Origin of the sequence: Aestuariivirga sp. (assembly GCF_047600585.1) — a bacterium.
Lineage (GTDB): Bacteria > Pseudomonadota > Alphaproteobacteria > Rhizobiales > Aestuariivirgaceae > Aestuariivirga.
In genome coordinates this window covers 347,371-365,556 of sequence record NZ_JASGKP010000001.1, presented here as the reverse complement: position 1 = coordinate 365,556, position 18,186 = coordinate 347,371, and the positions used below count along the sequence as shown (strand labels likewise).

Annotated in this window: 20 protein-coding genes; 16 read left to right on the top strand and 4 right to left on the bottom strand. The window is 65.1% G+C overall.

All coding sequences use genetic code 11. The features are described from left to right. The first annotated feature begins 38 nt into the window (after positions 1-38). The 11 genes from QM801_RS01625 (at position 39) to fabI (ending at position 8,362) form a co-directional block, all read left to right on the top strand. Positions 39-746, top strand: a complete 708-nt coding sequence (locus QM801_RS01625; RefSeq protein WP_415017468.1) for a FadR/GntR family transcriptional regulator — start codon at positions 39-41, stop codon at positions 744-746. Positions 747-820: 74 nt separating this feature from the next. Next, positions 821-1,414 carry an imidazoleglycerol-phosphate dehydratase HisB gene (hisB, locus tag QM801_RS01620; protein ID WP_415017467.1) on the top strand — a complete coding sequence of 198 codons (594 nt, stop codon included), beginning with the start codon at positions 821-823 and terminating at the stop codon, positions 1,412-1,414. Next, on the top strand, positions 1,414-2,064 hold the full coding sequence (gene hisH, locus QM801_RS01615) for an imidazole glycerol phosphate synthase subunit HisH (protein WP_415020875.1): 651 nt from the start codon (positions 1,414-1,416) through the stop codon (positions 2,062-2,064). Before hisB ends, hisH begins: the two co-directional genes overlap by 1 nt. Further along, positions 2,061-2,792 (top strand): 1-(5-phosphoribosyl)-5-[(5-phosphoribosylamino)methylideneamino]imidazole-4-carboxamide isomerase, encoded by a 732-nt coding sequence (gene hisA / locus QM801_RS01610; RefSeq protein ID WP_415017466.1) that lies wholly within the window; start codon positions 2,061-2,063, stop codon positions 2,790-2,792. Before hisH ends, hisA begins: the two co-directional genes overlap by 4 nt. After that, positions 2,789-3,553: a glucose 1-dehydrogenase gene (locus tag QM801_RS01605; RefSeq protein WP_415017465.1), complete on the top strand. Its 765-nt coding sequence runs from the start codon at positions 2,789-2,791 to the stop codon at positions 3,551-3,553. The genes hisA and QM801_RS01605 overlap by 4 nt, the downstream gene beginning before the upstream one ends. After that, the gene (gene hisF, locus QM801_RS01600) at positions 3,553-4,332 is read left to right on the top strand and encodes an imidazole glycerol phosphate synthase subunit HisF (RefSeq protein ID WP_415017464.1); all 780 of its coding nucleotides are present in this window, start codon (positions 3,553-3,555) and stop codon (positions 4,330-4,332) included. The genes QM801_RS01605 and hisF overlap by 1 nt, the downstream gene beginning before the upstream one ends. Then, positions 4,332-4,658 carry a phosphoribosyl-ATP diphosphatase gene (locus QM801_RS01595; protein ID WP_415017463.1) on the top strand — a complete coding sequence of 109 codons (327 nt, stop codon included), beginning with the start codon at positions 4,332-4,334 and terminating at the stop codon, positions 4,656-4,658. Before hisF ends, QM801_RS01595 begins: the two co-directional genes overlap by 1 nt. Next, positions 4,651-5,613, top strand: a complete 963-nt coding sequence (gene coaA, locus QM801_RS01590) for a type I pantothenate kinase (protein WP_415017462.1) — start codon at positions 4,651-4,653, stop codon at positions 5,611-5,613. Before QM801_RS01595 ends, coaA begins: the two co-directional genes overlap by 8 nt. A gap of 99 nt (positions 5,614-5,712) precedes the next feature. Then, positions 5,713-6,228 carry a 3-hydroxyacyl-[acyl-carrier-protein] dehydratase FabA gene (gene fabA / locus QM801_RS01585; protein WP_415017461.1) on the top strand — a complete coding sequence of 172 codons (516 nt, stop codon included), beginning with the start codon at positions 5,713-5,715 and terminating at the stop codon, positions 6,226-6,228. Positions 6,229-6,339: 111 nt separating this feature from the next. Next, the gene (gene fabB / locus QM801_RS01580) at positions 6,340-7,554 is read left to right on the top strand and encodes a beta-ketoacyl-ACP synthase I (protein ID WP_415017460.1); all 1,215 of its coding nucleotides are present in this window, start codon (positions 6,340-6,342) and stop codon (positions 7,552-7,554) included. A 7-nt stretch (positions 7,555-7,561) separates the two neighbouring features. Then, positions 7,562-8,362 carry an enoyl-ACP reductase FabI gene (fabI, locus tag QM801_RS01575; protein WP_415017459.1) on the top strand — a complete coding sequence of 267 codons (801 nt, stop codon included), beginning with the start codon at positions 7,562-7,564 and terminating at the stop codon, positions 8,360-8,362. 1 nt (position 8,363) lies between these two features. On the opposite strand, the gene QM801_RS01570 is transcribed toward fabI, so the two are convergent. Further along, positions 8,364-9,374, bottom strand: a complete 1,011-nt coding sequence (locus QM801_RS01570) for a zinc-binding alcohol dehydrogenase family protein (protein WP_415017458.1) — start codon at positions 9,372-9,374, stop codon at positions 8,364-8,366. A gap of 110 nt (positions 9,375-9,484) precedes the next feature. On the opposite strand from QM801_RS01570, the gene QM801_RS01565 reads away from it, so the two are divergent. Together QM801_RS01565 and QM801_RS01560 are read left to right on the top strand one after the other, a co-directional pair. After that, positions 9,485-10,723, top strand: coding sequence for an aminopeptidase (locus tag QM801_RS01565; RefSeq protein WP_415017457.1), 1,239 nt, complete (start codon positions 9,485-9,487; stop codon positions 10,721-10,723). 23 nt (positions 10,724-10,746) lie between these two features. Further along, on the top strand, positions 10,747-11,880 hold the full coding sequence (locus tag QM801_RS01560; protein WP_415017456.1) for an NADH:flavin oxidoreductase/NADH oxidase: 1,134 nt from the start codon (positions 10,747-10,749) through the stop codon (positions 11,878-11,880). Positions 11,881-12,115: 235 nt separating this feature from the next. On the opposite strand, the gene QM801_RS01555 is transcribed toward QM801_RS01560, so the two are convergent. The 3 genes from QM801_RS01555 to hemH form a co-directional block, all read right to left on the bottom strand. Next, on the bottom strand, positions 12,116-12,577 hold the full coding sequence (locus QM801_RS01555; RefSeq protein WP_415017455.1) for an NfeD family protein: 462 nt from the start codon (positions 12,575-12,577) through the stop codon (positions 12,116-12,118). Positions 12,578-12,591: 14 nt separating this feature from the next. Continuing rightward, complete coding sequence (locus QM801_RS01550) at positions 12,592-13,554, bottom strand: SPFH domain-containing protein (RefSeq protein ID WP_415017454.1); 963 nt, start codon at positions 13,552-13,554, stop codon at positions 12,592-12,594. 94 nt (positions 13,555-13,648) lie between these two features. Continuing rightward, positions 13,649-14,683 carry a ferrochelatase gene (gene hemH, locus QM801_RS01545; RefSeq protein WP_415017453.1) on the bottom strand — a complete coding sequence of 345 codons (1,035 nt, stop codon included), beginning with the start codon at positions 14,681-14,683 and terminating at the stop codon, positions 13,649-13,651. A gap of 196 nt (positions 14,684-14,879) precedes the next feature. Here hemH and QM801_RS01540 point away from each other — a divergent pair, with 196 nt between their 5' ends. From QM801_RS01540 to chrA, 3 genes are read left to right on the top strand one after another with little or no spacing between them, the layout of a single operon-like run. Further along, positions 14,880-15,902 (top strand): sensor histidine kinase, encoded by a 1,023-nt coding sequence (locus QM801_RS01540; protein ID WP_415017452.1) that lies wholly within the window; start codon positions 14,880-14,882, stop codon positions 15,900-15,902. Between the two features lie 27 nt (positions 15,903-15,929). Beyond that, the gene (locus QM801_RS01535) at positions 15,930-16,931 is read left to right on the top strand and encodes an arginase family protein (RefSeq protein ID WP_415017451.1); all 1,002 of its coding nucleotides are present in this window, start codon (positions 15,930-15,932) and stop codon (positions 16,929-16,931) included. Further along, positions 16,928-18,178, top strand: a complete 1,251-nt coding sequence (gene chrA / locus QM801_RS01530) for a chromate efflux transporter (RefSeq protein WP_415017450.1) — start codon at positions 16,928-16,930, stop codon at positions 18,176-18,178. The genes QM801_RS01535 and chrA overlap by 4 nt, the downstream gene beginning before the upstream one ends. Positions 18,179-18,186 lie beyond the last annotated feature (8 nt).

Sequence of the window (18,186 nt, the reverse complement as noted above, 5' to 3'; positions counted from 1 at the left end):
GCAACATGGCGAGAACGGCTTTTGGCAGAAGCGAACGGATGTCGCCGTCCCGCAACCTGCACGACAAGATCGAGCGGGCGATCGGCGAACGCATCCTCAGCGGGGAATTCATGCCCGGCACGGTTCTTCCCAACGAGGCCGAATGGGGCAAGGTTTACGGCGCCAGCCGCACCGCCATCCGGGAAGCGATCAAGAGCCTGACCGCCAAGGGGCTGATCCAGTCCCGCCCCAAGGTCGGCACCCGAGTGGAACCGCGCAGCCGCTGGAACATGCTGGACCGCAACGTGCTGGAATGGCACCGCTCCGCCATGGACCGGAAGGCCTTCCTCACCTCCACCCAGGAGGCCCGCCGCCTGGTCGAACCGGGGATCGCCGAACTCGCCGCCCGCAAGCATTCCCCGCAGCAGGTCGAACGCCTCGTCGCGGCCTATCATGCCATGGCGGAAGCCACCGAGCCCACCAGCATGGTGGCGACCGACGTGGAATTCCACGAGGCCCTGCTCGCCTGCGCCAACAACGAACTGCTGGTGCCCTTTTCCATCATCATCGAGCAGGCGCTGACCAACCTCTTCGACTACACCACCAACAAGAATCCCCACTATTCCCGGGCCTTGAAGCTGCACCAGAACATCGTCCGGGCGGTGGTGGCGGCCGACGGGCCGGGCGCCCGGGAGGCCATGCTGCAGCTCCTCGCCGACACCGACAACGTCATCAGCGCCTCGCCGGCCATGCGGAAGAAGCGTTAACCCGCCCCCTTTCCGAGGGGTGACGGGAGCGGGGGCTTCTGCTATCCCGCACCTGCGAAAAAGCGGGATTAACCATGCGTACAGCCACCATCAACCGCAAGACCACCGAAACCGCGATCACCTGCACGGTGAACCTGGACGGCAACGGCACCTTCTCCATCAGGACCGGGGTCGGTTTCTTCGACCACATGATGGAGCTGTTCTCGCGCCATTCCCTGATCGACATCGACCTCAAGGCCGAGGGCGACCTGCACATCGATTTCCACCACACGGTCGAGGACTGCGGCATTGCGCTCGGACAGGCCGTGAGCCAGGCACTGGGCGACCGCCGCGGCATCCGCCGCTATGCCTCCTGCGACCTGCCCATGGACGAGACCCTGACCCGCGTTGCGATCGACGTCTCGGGCCGTCCCTTTCTCGTCTTCAACTGCGACTACCCGCGCGACAAGATCGGTGACTTCGACACCGAGCTGGTGCGCGAATGGTTCCAGGCCTTCGCCATGAACTCCGGCATTACGCTGCATCTCGAAAACACGATTGGCGGCAACGCCCACCACATCGCGGAGTCGAGCTTCAAGGCGCTGGCCCGTTCCTTGCGTGACGCGCTCGAGATCGATCCGCGCCAGAAGGACCGCATTCCCTCCACCAAGGGCTCGCTCAAGGGATGATGAAGACCGTCATCATCGACTACGGTTCGGGCAATCTCCACTCCGCCCACAAGGCCTTCGAGCGTGCCGCCGCAGACCACGGCATCAAGACGAAGATCAGCGTGACGGGAAAGGCCGACGAAGTTGCCAAGGCCGACTACATCGTGCTGCCCGGCGTCGGCGCCTTCAAGGATTGCCGCGACGGTCTCAACGCCGTGCCGGGCATGCGCGAGGCGCTGCAGCAGCAGGTGATCGCCCATGGCCGCCCCTTCCTCGGCATCTGCGTCGGCATGCAGTTGATGGCGACGCGCGGCCGCGAGCACCAGACCACGCAAGGGCTGGGCTGGGTGGCAGGCGACGTGGTCAAGATCACGCCCACCGATCCTGCCCTCAAGATTCCGCACATGGGCTGGAACACCCTCAAGGTGCATTCCAGCCACGCCGTGCTGCAGGACATTGAGACCGGCGAACAGGGCCTGCACGCCTATTTCGTCCACTCCTATCATCTTGAACCGACGCTGCCTGAAGACCTCATCGCCACCACCGATTACGGCGGCGCGGTCACGGCCATCGTCGGCTATGAAAATCTGGTGGGCACGCAGTTCCACCCGGAGAAGAGCCAGGAGCTTGGCCTTCGCCTCATCGCCAACTTCCTGAGGTGGCGGCCGTGATCCTCTTTCCCGCCATCGACCTGAAGGATGGCCGCTGCGTGCGCCTCAAGCTTGGCGACATGGCGCAAGCCACCGTCTACAACGAGGACCCGGCAGCACAGGCCCGCGACTTCGAACGTCAGGGCTTCCGCTGGCTGCACGTGGTTGACCTCAACGGCGCCTTTGCAGGCGCGTCCGTGAACGGTGCGGCCGTCGAGGCCATTCTGAAAGCCACGAAGAACCCGGTGCAGCTGGGCGGCGGCATCCGCAGCCTTGATCACATCGAACACTGGCTATCGAAGGGCCTTGCCCGCGTCATCCTCGGCACCATTGCGGTGCGTGACCCTGCCCTCGTGAAGGAAGCCTGCAGGCGCTTCCCCGGCAAGATCGCAGTGGGCATCGATGCCAAGGGCGGCAAGGTGGCAGTCGAAGGCTGGGCCGAAGCCTCGTCGCTTGGCGTCATCGAACTGGCGAAGAAGTTCGAAGGGGCCGGCGTCTCCGCCATCATCTACACCGACATCGACCGCGACGGCATTCTCGCAGGCATCAACTGGGAGAGCACGATTGCGCTCTCCAATGCCGTGTCGATCCCCGTCATCGCCTCAGGCGGCCTCGCCTCCCTCGCCGACATCCGCCGCATGCTGCAGCCGGATGCGCAGAAGCTGGAAGGCGCGATCACGGGCCGCGCACTTTATGATGGCCGCATCGACGCGGCCGAAGCCCTCAAACTGATCGCGGAGGCCGCATGACAACAAGCAAGACAGGCAAGGTCATGCTGATCACCGGCGGCAGCCGGGGCATCGGTGCGTCGACCGCACGGCTTGCCGCACAGCGCGGTTATCGCGTCGTCGTGAATTATGTATCCGACCGTGCTGCAGCGGAGGTGCTCTGCGAAGACATCCGCATCGACGGCGGCATGGCGCTCGCCTTTCAGGGCGACATGGGCAAGCTCGAGGACATCGAGCGCCTGTTCAAGCAGACGATCCTGAGCTTCGGCACCATCGATGTTGTCGTGAACAATGCCGGCGTCACCGGCAAGTCGAGCCGCCTCGATCAGGCCGACCCGCAGGTGATAGCCGATGTGATCGCCATCAACACCACGGGCGCCATCTACGTGGCGCGCGAGGCGGTGAAGCACATGTCGACGAAGAACGGCGGCAAGGGCGGCGTCATCGTCAACATCTCCTCTGCCGCGGCACTGCTCGGCAGCCCAGGAGAATATGTGTGGTATGCCGCCAGCAAGGGCGCCATCGACTCGCTGACCACCGGGCTTGCCAAGGAAGTGGCGATGGAAGGCGTGCGCGTCGTCTCGGTGACGCCGGGCATGACCGAAACAGAGATCCACGAGAAATCCACGGGCGACGTGGCCCGCGTCGAGCGCATCCGGCCGACGATCCCAATGCAGCGGATCGGCAAGCCGGAGGAGATCGCCGAAGCCGTGCTCTTCCTCGCCAGCGATGCGGCCAGCTACATCACCGGCACCACCATCCGCGTGGCGGGAGGCCGCTGATGCTGAAGATGCGCGTCATTCCCTGCCTCGACGTCAAGGACGGCCGCGTGGTGAAGGGCGTCAATTTCGTCAACCTCGTGGATGCCGGTGATCCGGTCGAAGCCGCCAAGGCCTATGACGCGGCGGGCGCGGACGAACTCTGCTTCCTCGACATCACCGCCACCCACGAGAACCGCGGCATCATGCGCGACGTGGTGCAGCGCACGGCGGAAGCCTGCTTCATGCCCCTGACCGTGGGCGGCGGCGTGCGCACGCTTGATGACATCCGCGCCCTGCTGCTTGCCGGCGCCGACAAGGTCTCGATCAATTCCGCTGCGGTTGCCAACCGCCAGTTCGTGAAGGAGGCGGCCGAGAAATTCGGCAGCCAGTGCATCGTCGTCGCCATCGACGCCAAGGAAGTCTCGCCCGGCAAATACGAGATCTTCACCCATGGTGGGCGCGAGGAGACGGGGATCGACGCCGTCCAGTTCGCCCGCGAGGTGGAAACGCTGGGTGCTGGCGAAATCCTGCTCACCTCCATGGACCGTGACGGCACCGGCAAGGGCTTCAACATCCCCTTGACCCGCGCCATCGCGGATGCGGTCTCGATCCCGGTCATCGCCTCGGGCGGCGTGGGCACGCTCGAGCATTTGGTCGAAGGTATTAGGGACGGGCACGCCACGGCGGTTCTTGCCGCCTCGATTTTCCATTTCGGAACCTTTACGATCGGCCAGGCAAAGGATGCCATGGCGAAGGCGGGAATACTCGTGCGCCCGGCGCCTGCCTCAGGGGGAGCGTGATGGCCGATTTCAGCCAGCTCGAAAAACTTGTCCGCGAGATCGACGCCAAGGCTTCGGCTGCGCCGGAGTCATCCTACACCGCCAAGCTTCTCGCCAAGGGCGTGGAGAAATGCGCCAAGAAGCTGGGCGAGGAAGCGGTCGAACTGGCGCTCGCCGCGGTGCAGAACAACCGCACCGAGACGGCCAAGGAGGCTGCCGACGTTCTCTATCACCTGCTCGTTCTCCTCAAGGCCGCCGGCGTTTCGCCGGATGAGGTGATGGCGGAACTGAAACGGCGCGAGGGCACCTCGGGCCTGGCGGAGAAGGCGAGCCGCAAAGATGATTGATCTGGCCGAAGACTTCGCCCGCGAAGTCTCTCCCTTCCGGCGCTTCGCCAAGCAGGAATGGGCAGACTTGAGGGCCGATACGCCCATGACGCTGACCAGCGCCGACCTCGAGGAAGTGCGCTCGCTCAACGACCGCATCGACCTTGCGGAAGTGGAGGCGGTGTATCTCCCCATGTCGCGCCTGCTCAATCTCTATGTGCAGGCAAGCCAGAAGCTGTTCCACGCCTCGAACCAGTTCCTGCACATCACCGACCTGAAGGTGCCTTACGTGATCGGCATCGCCGGCAGCGTGGCAAGCGGCAAGAGCACCACGGCGCGCATCCTGCGCCGCCTGCTGTCGCGCTGGCCGTCGCATCCGAAGGTCGACCTCGTCACCACCGACGGCTTCCTCCTGCCCAACGCCGTGCTGGAGCGCGAAGGGCTGATGCAGCGCAAGGGTTTCCCGGAATCCTACGACCTGCCGCGCATCCTGCGCTTCATGTCCGACATCAAGTCGGGCGAGCGTGACGTCGAAGCGCCGCTTTATTCACACCTGACTTACGACGTGCTGAAGGACGAGACGCAGGTCGTTGACCAGCCGGACATCCTGATCGTCGAGGGCATCAACGTGCTGCAGACGGGCCGCCCGCCCCGCGACGGGCGCGGCATTCCCAACACCTCCGACTTCTTCGACTTCTCGATCTTCATCGATGCCGACGAGCACGATCTCCGCACCTGGTACATCGAGCGCTTCTTCTCGCTCCGGAACGGCGCCTTCAAGGACCCCAAGTCCTACTTCCACCGCTATGCCAGCCTCTCGGACAAGGAGGCGGAAGCCACCGCCACCCGCATCTGGAACAGCATCAACCTGGTGAACCTGAAGGAAAACATCCTGCCCACCCGGCCGCGCGCCGACCTCGTGCTGCGCAAGGGCTCCGACCACCGGGTGCGCAGCGTCTTCCTGCGGCGGCTGTGAGATGATCCGCCGCCACATCCGCCGTTGATTGTGCCATCACGCGCTTTGCAATCCCCGCCAGCGCCGTGCTAGTTTATGAAAAAGGGGCTCAAACAGAACATGCCAATCGGACAACCTTCCTACACCTACGAAGAACTTCTGCAGTGCGGCCGGGGTGAACTCTTCGGCCCGGGCAATGCGCAATTGCCGCTGCCGCCCATGCTGATGTTCGACCGCATCAGCCACATCAGCAAGGATGGCGGTAGTGCCGGTCTGGGCAAGGTTGTGGCCGAGTTCGACATCAAGCCCGACCTCTGGTTCTTCCCCTGCCACTTCCACGGCGACCCGGTGATGCCGGGCTGTCTCGGCCTCGATGCGCTGTGGCAGCTGACGGGCTTCTTCCTCGGCTGGCTGGGCGAGCCCGGAAAGGGCCGCGCGCTCGGCGTGGGCGAAGTGAAGTTCACCGGCATGGTGACGCCCAAGACCAAGCTCGTGACCTATGAGGTCGATGTCACCCGCCTCATCCTCCGCAAGCTCAAGCTCGCGGTGGCCAACGGCGTGATGAAGGCGGACGGCGAAACCGTCTACCAGATCACCGACATGAAGGTCGGCCTGTTCGAGCCTGAAAAGGCCTGATATTCCGGAAATTCAGGGTTGTGCACGAGGGCTGTCTAACTCGTAGCCCTGCCCCCGCCATCCTGCTAGAACCGGGCCCAGGGAACTATCGCTCCAAGGAGTTTGAAGAGAATGCGGCGTGTGGTCGTCACAGGCATGGGGATCGTCTCCTCGATCGGCAACAATGTGCAGGAGGTGACCGCCTCCCTGCGCGAGGCAAAGTCGGGCATCGTCGCGGCGGAGAAGTACAAGGAACTGGGCTTCCGTTGCCAGGTGCACGGTGCGCCCAATTATGACCTCGACACGGTGGACCGCCGGGTGCGCCGCTTCATGGGCGATGGCGCGGCGTGGAACTTTGTCGCCATGCAGCAGGCGATCGCCGACTCCGGCCTTGAAGAGAAGGACGTGAAGAACGACCGCAGCGGCATCATCATGGGCTCGGGCGGACCTTCGACCCGCACCCTCGTCGCCGCCGCCGACACCACCCGCGAGAAGGGTCCGAAGCGCGTCGGCCCCTTCGCCGTGCCGGCCACCATGTCGTCGACCAATTCGGCAACGCTCGCCACGCCCTTCGGCATCCGTGGCGTCAACTATTCCATCTCGTCGGCCTGCGCCACCTCGGCCCACTGCATCGGCAACGGCGCCGAACTCATCCAGTGGGGCAAGCAGGACATCGTCTTTGCAGGCGGCGGCGAGGAACTGGACTGGACCCTCTCGGTGCTCTTCGACGCCATGGGCGCCATGTCGTCCAAGTACAACGACCGCCCGGCCACCGCGTCGCGGGCCTATGACAAGAACCGCGACGGCTTCGTGATCGCGGGTGGCGCCGGTGTCGTCGTCCTCGAGGAACTCGAACACGCCAAGGCCCGCGGCGCCAAGATCTATGGCGAGCTCGTCGGCTATGGCGCCACCTCTGACGGCTACGACATGGTCGCGCCCTCCGGCGAGGGTGCGATGCGCTGCATGCGCATGGCGATGAAGAACGTGAAGGGCGAGATCGACTACATCAACCCGCACGGCACCTCGACGCCGGTGGGCGATGCCAAGGAGATCGAGGCGATCCGCGCGGTCTTCGGCGACAAGATCCCGCCCATCTCCTCCACCAAGTCCCTGACCGGTCACTCGCTTGGCGCCACCGGCGTGCAGGAAGCCATCTACTCGCTTCTCATGATGAAGAACGGCTTCCTCTGCGAAAGCGCCAACATCGAAGAACTCGATCCCGCCTTTGAGGGTGTTCCGATCCTGCGCCAGCGGGTGGACAACGCCAAGGTCGACACCGTGATGTCGAACTCCTTCGGCTTTGGCGGCACCAACGCCACCCTCGTGTTCCAACGCTACAACGGATAAGCAGCAGATGACCGAAGGACTGATGAGGGGCCGCCGCGGCCTCGTGATGGGTGTGGCGAACGACCACTCCATCGCCTGGGGCATCGCCCAGAACCTGGCGAAGCATGGGGCGGAGCTTGCCTTCACCTATCAGGGCGAGGCCTTCGGCAAGCGCCTTGCGCCGCTCGCCGCCAGCGTCGGCTCCAAGATCCTCATCAACTGCGATGTAGAAGACCTTTCCAGCGTCGATGCCACCTTCGATGAACTGAAGAAGCAGTGGGGCACGATCGATTTCCTCGTCCACTCCATCGGCTTCTCCGACAAGAACGAGCTGAAGGGCAAGTATGCCGACACCACGCGGGCGAATTTCTCGCGCACCATGGTGATCTCCTGCTTCTCCTTCACCGAGATCACCAAGCGCGCCGCGGCCCTCATGCCCAATGGCGGCTCGATCATCACCCTCACCTACGGCGGCTCGCAGCGGGTGATGCCGAACTACAACGTCATGGGTGTCGCCAAGGCCGCACTGGAGGCCAGCGTGCGTTACCTCGCCGCCGACTATGGCCCCAACGCGATCCGCGTGAATGCGATTTCCGCAGGCCCCATGCGCACGCTCGCCGGCGCCGGCGTGGGCGATGCCCGCGCCATGTTCAACTATCAGCAGGCGCATGCACCGCTCCGCCGCACGGTGACGCTGGATGAGGTGGGTGGTGCCGCCGTCTACCTGCTCTCACCGCTCTCGGGCGGTGTCACGGGCGAAATCCACTACGTGGACTCGGGCTACAACATCATCTCGATGCCGCGGCCCGAAGACCTCTCGAAAACCTAAGTCAGAATCCTTCCAGCGCCAGCTTGCCGAGCATGCGCCCCTCCTCCAGCAGGCGGTGCGCCTCGAGGAGATTGGCCGCATTGATCGTGCCGAGCCGGCGCGTCAGCGTGGTGTGCAGTTTGCCTGCATCGATGAGTCGTGACGTTTCGTTGAGCAGCTTCGCCTGTTCCGAAATGTCCGGCGTTCCCTCCACGGGCCGCGTGAACATGAACTCCCAATGGATGGAGACGCTCTTGTTCTTGAGGGGCGCAATGTCGGCCGTATCCGCAATGAGGCCGAGGCGGCCCTGTGGCGCGATGAGCGCGCCGATATCGGCCATGTAAGGCCCGGCATTGCTGGTACAGAAGACGAAGCCCGGCTGACCCAGTCTCAGCGCCTCGATCTGCGGGGCGAGCGGCTTGGCATGATCGACGACATGATGCGCGCCCATGGCCCGGCACCAGGCCTCACTTTCGGGCCGCGAGGCGGTGGCGATCACCGTGAGCGGTGTCAACTGGCGGGCGAGCTGGATGGCGATCGAGCCCACACCGCCGGCCCCGCCGATGATCAGCACGGCAGGCGCTGCACCGGGCACGGGCTTCGCCACGTCGAGGCGGTCGAAGAGCATTTCCCAGGCGGTAATGGTGGTGAGCGGCAGCACCGCAGCCTCGGCCCAGTCGAGCGAGGCGGGCTTCTTCCCGACGATCCGGGCATCGACGGCCTGACGTTCGGCATTGGAGCCCTGCCGGTTGATGGCCCCGGCGTAATAGACCTCGTCACCGGGCCGGAACAGGCCTGCCGCCTCCCTCCCCACTGAACGCACCACGCCCGCCGCGTCGAAGCCGATCACCTTGGGGCCCTGCCCCTGCGGCGCGCTCCGCATCCTGACCTTGTAATCGACCGGATTGACCGACACCGCCTTCACATCGACGATGATGTCGAAGGGCCCGCCCGCAGGCTCCGGCACGTTCACATCCTGCAGGGCCCCGGGCTCGCTCAGGGGGCCGTTCTTGAAATAGCCGACGGCACGCATGGTAACGACCTCTCAATCAAAGCTTTCCCTAATCTTTGCAGCCCATTGCGCCGGGCTGCAACAGCGGCGATAACGGACGGGCAAATCCGACCCCTCAATAAGTCCTGATCATGAGCCAGAACCACGACCACCTTCTCGACAAATATGCCGAACTGATCATCCGCGCCGGCCTCAACATCCGCAAGGGCCAGCAGCTCGTCATGACGGCGCCACTCGAGGCAGTGGAGCTTGTCCGCCGCGTCACCCATCATGCCTACCGGGCCGGCGCCTCGCTGGTGACCACGCTCTACAGCGACGAGCAGACCTCGCTGATGCGCTTCCGCGACGGCCACCCCGATGTCTTCGAGACGGCCCCCGCCTGGCTCTTTGCCGGCATGGCGGAGGTCTTCAAGGACGGCTCTGCCGCGCGCCTTGCCATCATCGGCGAGAACCCGGCGCTTCTTGCCCAGGAAAATCCCGATCACGTGGCCCGCGCCAACCGTGCCCGCAGCCGCGCCTACAAGCCGGTGATCGAGCAGATCACCGCCTTCAACACCAACTGGTGCGTGGTCTCGGCGGCAACGCCGTCGCACGCGCGCAATGTCTTCTCCGATCTTCCCGAGGAACAGGCGCTCGCCGCCCTGTGGCACGCCATCTTCAAGTGCACGCGCGCCGACCTGCCCGATCCCGTAGCGGCCTGGGCCGAGCACAACGCAGCACTCCACGCCCGGGTGAAGATGCTGAACGCGAAGCGCTACGCCGCCCTCAAGTACAAGGGACCGGGCACCGACTTCACCCTCGGCCTCGTCGACAACCATGTCTGGGCGGGTGGCGCCTCGATGGCGCGGAACGGTATCCTCTGCAATCCGAACATCCCGTCCGAGGAAGTCTTCACCATGCCGCACCGCGAGCGCGTGGACGGCATCGTGCGCTCGACCAAGCCGCTCTCCTATCAGGGCTCGCTGATCGACGGCATCTCCTGCCGCTTCGAGGCAGGCCGCATCACCGAGGGCTGGTCGGAAAAGGGCAACGACGTCTTCCGCAAGATGATCGAGACCGATGAAGGTGCGGCACGCCTCGGCGAGGTGGCGCTGGTGCCCCATTCCTCGCCGATCTCGGCCTCGGGCATCGTCTTCAACGAGACGCTCTATGACGAGAACGCCGCCTCGCACATCGCCGTGGGCCAAGCCTACTCCCAGAACATGGAGAATACGGCCACCATGTCCGCCGAGGAAAAGCTCGCCGCCGGCATGAACACCTCGCTCATCCACGTGGACTGGATGATCGGTTCGGGCGAACTCGACGTGGACGGCATCGGCCGCGACGGCAAGGCCGAAGCGCTGATGCGCCAGGGCGAGTGGGTGGCCTGAGCGGCCCAATAGAGGATTTCCGGATGTCGATGCTGTTTTCACCCTTCCGCCAGCGTGAGGTGACGCTGCGCAACCGCACCGTCGTGGCGCCCATGTGCCAGTACAGCGCCCGCCACGGCGTGGTGAATGACTGGCACTTCGTCCATCTCGGGCGCTTTGCGCTGGGCGGCTTCGGTCTCGTGATGGTGGAGGCCACCGGCGTCTCGCCCGAGGGCCGCATCTCCTATGCCGATGTGGGCCTGTGGAACGCCGAACAGGAACAGGCCCTCGCCCGCATCGCCAAGTTCCTGAAGGAGCATGGCGCGGTGCCGGCGATCCAGATTGCCCATGCGGGCCGCAAGGCGTCATCGCCGGTGGGCTGGCGGCGCGGCTTCGACGAACGCGAGGACGAGAAGGCAAGTGTGGCCTTCGAACACTGGACGCCGGTTGCGCCCTCCGCCGTTCCGCACACCGATGCACCCGAATACCAGACGCCGATCGCGCTTGATGCGGCAGGCCTCCGCAAGGTGGTCGATGATTTCGGCGCCGCCTTTGCCCGCGCCCACCGCGCCGGCTTCGAGGTGGCGGAGGTGCACGCCGCACACGGCTATCTGCTCAACCAGTTCCTCTCGGAGTATTCGAACAAGCGCGGCGATGCCTATGGCGGCAGCCGCCAGAACCGCATGCGCCTGCTCCTCGAAGTGACGGAAGCCGCCCGCGCCAACTGGCCGGCGGAGAAGCCGCTCTGGGTGCGCATCTCGGTCGTCGACGGCAAGGGCGGCTGGACGGTGGAAGACAGCGTGGCGCTGGTGCCCGAACTGAAGGCGCGCGGCGTCGACGTGATCGATTGCACCACGGGCGGCTTCGACGGCACCTCGGTGAAGCCCGGCCCGCAGTATCAGGTGCCGATGGCGGCCGCACTCCGCAAGGCGGGGATCGCGACGTCGGCAGTGGGCCTCATCACCGATCCGCATGCGGCAGAGGCGGTGTTGCAGGCGGGAGACGCCGATCTCATTGCGCTGGCCCGCGGTGCGCTCGATGATCCGAACTGGCCGCTTCACGCGCAGCACGTGCTCGATGACGGCGATGCCGCCTACGCCCTCTGGCCCATCCAGGCCGCCGCCCGCATCCGCGACAAGGACCGTGTGCTGGGCGAGCGGGGATTCCGGAAGGGGTGAGGTCATATATCTTTGATCGTCACCCCCGCGAAGGCGGGGGCCCAGCTTCCTTCGTTCACGAGCGCGCTCACCCAAAGCTGGATTCCGGCTCGCGCGCGACATCTCGCTCCGCTCGATCAAGGCGCGCGTCCGGAATGACGGTGTTGGGGAATGGGCCTTAATTTTCGCCTTCTCCCGCTGGCGGGAGAAGGTGCCCGAAGGGCGGATGAGGGTGGCCCGAATAGCTGAGCGAGGATCAACCCGCCGACTTCACCTTCTCCACGTGCAGCGTGGTGCCCGTGACCCGCGTCACGATGACGGCGGTGCCCTGCGGCAGGTCCTCTCCCGTTGCATCCCACACCGTGTCGTCGATCTTCACCTTGCCTGCACCATTGCTGATCGCCTGCAGCAGCGAGGTGCGGCGGCCGACATAGCCCGTCTGGCGCTGGTTGAGATCGGGCTGGTCGCTCACCGGACGGTGTTGCCCGCGCACGAAGCGCCACGAGGCAATGACCAGCGCCACCGCGAGGATCGCGAAGACGGCAAGCTCGCCCTGCCAGTCCAGCGGGAAGAAGGCATTGGCAATGCCGGTGAGTGCCGCCGCAAAGGCGAGCCAGAGCAGGAAGATGCCGGGCGCAAGCAGTTCGCCGATGAGCAGCACCACGCCGACGATGAACCAGAACCAGACATCACCGATGAAGGGGAATATCTCTCCCATGGCGTCCTCTCAGATCAGGGCGTGCTGCGGGGCGGGCGGCGCGGCGCTTCGGGCGCAGAGCTGCCGCCGAAGGCTTCCTTGGCGATTTCGGCAATGCCGCCGATCGAGCCCAGCACCGAACTCGTGTCGAGCGGCATCATCAGCACCTTCTGGTTGGGTGAGCGCGCCAGCGACTCCAGCGCCTTCACGTAGTTGTTGGCGACGAAGTAGTTGATCGCCTGGACATTGCCCTTGGCGATGGCCTCGCTCACCATCGTGGTGGCCTTGGCTTCGGCTTCGGCAGCGCGTTCGCGCGCTTCGGCTTCGCGGAAGGCGGCCTCGCGGCGGCCTTCGGCTTCCAGCACCACCGACTGCTTCTCGCCTTCGGCCTTGAGAATGGCGGCGTTGCGCAGGCCCTCTGCTTCGAGGATGGCGGCCCGCTTGTCACGCTCGGCCTTCATCTGGCGGGCCATGGAGTCCACAAGGTCGCGTGGTGGATTGATGTCCTTAATCTCGATGCGGGTCATCTTCACACCCCAGGGCTGGGTCGCCTGATCGACGACACCGAGGAGCGCGTGGTTGATCTGGTCACGCTGCGACAGCAGGCTGTCCAGTTCCATCGAGCCCATCACGGTGCGGATGTTGGTCATCACCATGTTGACGATGGCATTCTCCACGTCGTGCACTTCGTAAGCGGCGCGCGCCGCGTTCAGCACCTGGAAGAAGGCGACACCATCCACCGTCACCATGGCGTTGTCGCGGGTGATCACCTCCTGCGACGGCACGGGCATCACCCGCTCCATCATGTTCACCTTGTGGCCGATGCGGTCAATGAAGGGAACGATGAGGCCGAGGCCCGGCTCCAGCGTGTGGACGTATTTGCCGAAACGCTCGACGGTGTAGTGGAAGCCCTGCGGCACCATGCGGATGGCCCGCAAGAGATAGAACACCACCACCGCAAGCAGGATGATGACGAAAATGCCTGCACCTTCTGGCATGGAAAACTCCCCTGTGGCACCGGTTTGAGGCCCGGGCCTTCAACCGCCCTATATGGGGGCCGCCTTGAGTCGGCGCAAGGAAGGGGCCAGGGAGTTACACCCAGCCGGCCAGTTCTTCCTCGGCGATGGTTTTCAGCATGTGAATGGAACGGGGAGAATCGTTCAGGCAGGAGACAACGGAAAATTCCTCTCCGCCCTTCTCGGTGAAGGTTTCCTTGAGGCCGATCGCCAGCTCTTCCAGCGTTTCCACGCAGTCGGAGGCAAAGCCCGGCGAGACGATGAGCAGCTTCTTCACGCCCTGCGAGGGCAACTCTTCCACCGTGTCCTGGGCATAGGGCTTCAGCCACTCCGCCTTGCCGAAGCGCGACTGGAAGACGACCTGCAGCTTGTCCTCGGAAAGACCAAGCTTGCTGCGCAGCAGGCGCGCAGACTTCTGGCACTGGCAGTGGTAGGGATCGCCCTTGTCGAGATATTCCCGCGGCAGGCCGTGGAAGGCGACAAGGATGCGGTCCGGCGTCCAGCTCAGGCCCTGCATGTGCTCGTTGATGCTTTCGGCCACGGCAGCGATATAGGCGGGGTGTTCGTAGTAGGGTGGCACCACGCGGATCATCGGCTGCCAGCGCATGGTGAGCAGTTTCTCGTAGGCCTTGTCGAGGGCGGTTGCCGTGGTGGCGGCGGAATACTGCGGATAGAGCGGGAAGAGCACGACGCGGTCACAGCCCTGGTCCTTCAGTGCCTGCAGGCGCTCGGCCACGGGCGGCAGGCCATAGCGCATGGCCCAGTCGACGATCAGCTTGCCGCCGCGGGCGAGAGCCGCCGTGAGCTTCTCGGCCTGGCCGCGGGTGTAGGTCTTGAGGGGCGATTCGTTCTTCTCGCGATTCCAGATCTGCTCGTAGGCATGGCCCGAGCGGAAGGGGCGCGTGGTGAGGATGATGCCGTTCAGGATGAACCACCAGAGCACGCGGTTCGCCTCGATCACGCGCGGGTCGGAGAGGAATTCCTTCAGGTAGGTGCGCATCGACCAGTAGTCGGTTGCCTCGGGAGTGCCGAGGTTCAGCAGGAGCAGGCCCGTCTTGCGGGAGGGAATGGGCGGATGACCCGGCGGCAGGTGGGGATAACTGTCAGACATGCTCACTTGAACGGCCCGGTCGATGGGCCGGATTGCCCCTCCCATAGTCCACAGCCGCGGTGGAGGGAAACGCTTTCGGAGGGGCCTTTTGCCCGCCTCTGCCTGAAGTTTGCGCAAGGGCCGCACCAGCCCCGGCGATCAGGCTATGATCAGGTGATTCGCGCCTGTCTCCGGACGGGCGCAGGGACGGGGCAACATGCTGAACGGCACACTCGCGAAAGCGGTGAGAACCGAGGCAGAACGGGGCAAGTGGCGGCAATGGCTTGCGGCCACCCTGCTGCTCATGAGCGGGCTTGTCTTCGCGGCCGTGGCCTGGACCCTCAACACCCATCTGCCGGACTGGATGTGGCTGTCGCTTGTGGCGGTGGCGAGCCTCGCTCTCGCCGCCCATGCCAGCGAGGAGCAGGCCCCCGCCGCGAAGGCCAGCTTGCCTGAGGTGAAAGACGAGACGCCTGCCGCCGCCCCCGGGCCGCAGCAGACGCAGGTCATCCTCGCCGCAGCGGCGCATGAATTCCGCACGCCACTCACCGCCATCATCGGTTTTGCCGAACTTCTCGCCGATCCGGAGTCGAAGGAGCCCAGCAAGGCCGAGCGCATCGAATTCGCCACCACCATCCGCGAGAATGCCCAGCAGCTGCAGCAGCGCCTCAACGACGTGGTTGATGCCAACCGCCTGGCACAGAACGCCATGACGCTCTCGGAACAGCCCTGTGACGTCGCCGAGATCATCGAAGCCGTGTGCCGCGAGCACCAGGGCCGCGCCACCCAGAAGGGCGTCACCATCGTCGCCCGCATCGCCGGTGGCATCACCTGCACCGCCGACCTGCGGCGCATGCGCCAGGCCATTGCCTGCGTCATCGACAACGCCATTGCCTTCTCACCCGCCGACGGCATCATCAACGTCAACATGATGCGGGGTGCCGCAGGCGGCCTCGTGGTCAGCATCACCGATGGCGGTCCGGGCCTGCCGCCTGAGGAGATCGCGCGCGCCTTCGAACCCTTCCGCCAGATCGAGGAGGGTCTGAACCGCCCGCACAACGGACTGGGTCTGGGTCTCTACCTTGCCCGCGGCATACTGCGGTTGCACGGCGGCGAGGTGAAGCTGGTGAGCCTTGCGGGTGCCGGCACCGAGGCCAGGCTCATTCTTCCCGCCGAGCGCGTGAACTGGAAGGCGCCCTTCGCGCCGCATGATTTCACCCATGTGCAGAACGTTGCCTGACAGGTGATTCTGCGGCACACTTTGCCCATGGCAAAGAAACCTCCCGCGAAAAAGAACCCGGCGAAAAAGTCACCTTCCAGGAAAGCCGCGCGCAGTGCGAACGCCATCGCGGCGGTGCGGCGTGGGCCCGCCATGATGGGCACCGCCTTCGCCAAGTCGCCGGAGGGCGCGCAAGTGGCCTTCTTCGGTGCGCCCCACGGCACGCCCTACAAGACCATCGACAACCGCCCGCATGCCGGATCGAACGATGCCATCCGCGAAGCGCTGAAGGGCGACGCGCTGTGGATCGATCACTGGGATTTCGATTTCGGCAGCCGCGTGCTGCCCGACGAAGGCTTCACCGCCGTCGATCTCGGCAATCTTCAGACGAGTCCGAAGGACGGCAAGGGCAACCGCCGCAAGATCGAGAGCTGCACCAAGGCGATCCTCGATGCAGGAGCCGTGCCGATCATGATCGGCGGCGATGACAGCGTGCCCATTCCCTTCCTCGCCGGATTTGCCGGCGGCCCGCCCATCACCATCGTGCAGATCGATGCCCACATCGACTGGCGCGAGGAGCGCGAAGGCGAGCCCATGGGCTTTTCCTCCACCATGAGGCGCGCCTCCGAAATGTCCCACGTCTGGCGCATCGTGCAGGCGGGTGCGCGCGGCATCGGCAGCGCAAGGCAGGGTGAAGTCGATACGGCAATCGGCTGGGGTGCGCGCATCGTGCCGGGCACGGTCTTCCACCGCGAAGGGATCGACAGCGTGCTCCGCCACATCGAACCGGAATCGACCTGCGTCATCAGCCTCGATCTCGACGTGCTCGATTCCTCCGTGATGCCGGCGGTGGCCTACCCCTCGCCCGGCGGCATGACCTTCCTGCAATTGACGAGCCTGATCGCCGGCATTGCCGCCAAGGCGCGCATCGGCGGTTTCGCCATGGTGGAATTCGTGGCCAAGAAGGACCTCACCGGAACCGCAGCACTCACTGCGGGCCGCGTGGCCATGCACGTGCTCCACCACGTCGCCCGCCAGACGAAAAAGTGAAAGAGCTTTTCGCAGTCTTCTTGCGGATCGGACTTCTCTCCTTCGGCGGACCCGCCGGACAGATCGCGCTTCTCCACAAGGAACTGGTGGAAGAGCGGCAGTGGCTGTCCGAAAAGGAATTTCTCGCCGCCCTCAATTTCTGCATGCTGCTGCCGGGCCCGGAGGCGATGCAGCTTGCCACCTATTCCGGCTGGAAACGGGGCGGCGTTGCGGGCGGTCTGATCGCAGGCCTGCTCTTTGTGCTCCCGGGCGCGGCAGTAATCCTCGCGCTCTCGGTGCTCTATCATCTCCTCGGCAACGTGCCGGTCATCACCGCCATGTTCTGGGGCCTGAAGGCCGCGGTGCTGGCGATCGTACTGGAGGCGCTGGTGAAGGTGGCACGCCGCGCGCTGCACAGCACTGCCGATTGGCTGACGGCGGCGATTGCCTTTCTGGCGCTCTTCGTCTTCGCCCTACCCTTTCCCCTGGTCATTGCCGTGGCGGCGATCGTGGGCTACCTGCAGGGTGGCGCGGCCAGCGGCAGCGCAGACAATGTTACCCGCCCGTCGCTTGCAGCAACGCTGCGCACCATCGGTGTGTGGCTCGCGATCTGGCTCGTGCCGCTGGCGCTGCTCCATCTGGCATGCGGCCCCGACGACATTCTCTCGCAGCTGGGCCGGATGTTCTCGCTCCTTGCCGTCGTCACCTTCGGCGGCGCCTATGCGGTGCTGACCTCGCTTGGCCAGACCGTGGTGGAACAGATGCACTGGCTCACCACGCGCGAGATGATGGATGCCCTGGCGCTGGCCGAGACCACGCCGGGTCCGCTCATTCTGGTGGGGCAGTTCGTGGGCTTCACGGCGGCAGCCAAATCCGACGGGATGCTGATGGGCGGGGTGGCGAGCCTCGTTTTCCTCTGGACCACCTTTGCCCCCTGTTTCCTCTGGATCTTCGCCGGTGCCCCCTGGATCAGCTACCTGCAGTCGCGCCCGCGGCTGGCCACGGCCCTGCACCGCATATCCGCCGCCGTGGTGGGGGTGATCCTGAACCTCAGCCTGTGGTTCGGTTTCCACGTCATCTTTGCCGAGGCGAGCCGCCTACCCGGCCCCATCCCGGTGTGGTGGCCCAAGCTTTCCACCTTCGATGCGGCGGCGCTGATCCTGGCCGCGGCAGCCGCCGCTGCCCTGCTCTGGCTGAAGCTGGGTATTCCCAAAACGCTGGCCTTGGCCGCGGCAGCGGGGCTATTATGGCGCCTCGTGTTCGCGTGAACGGACTG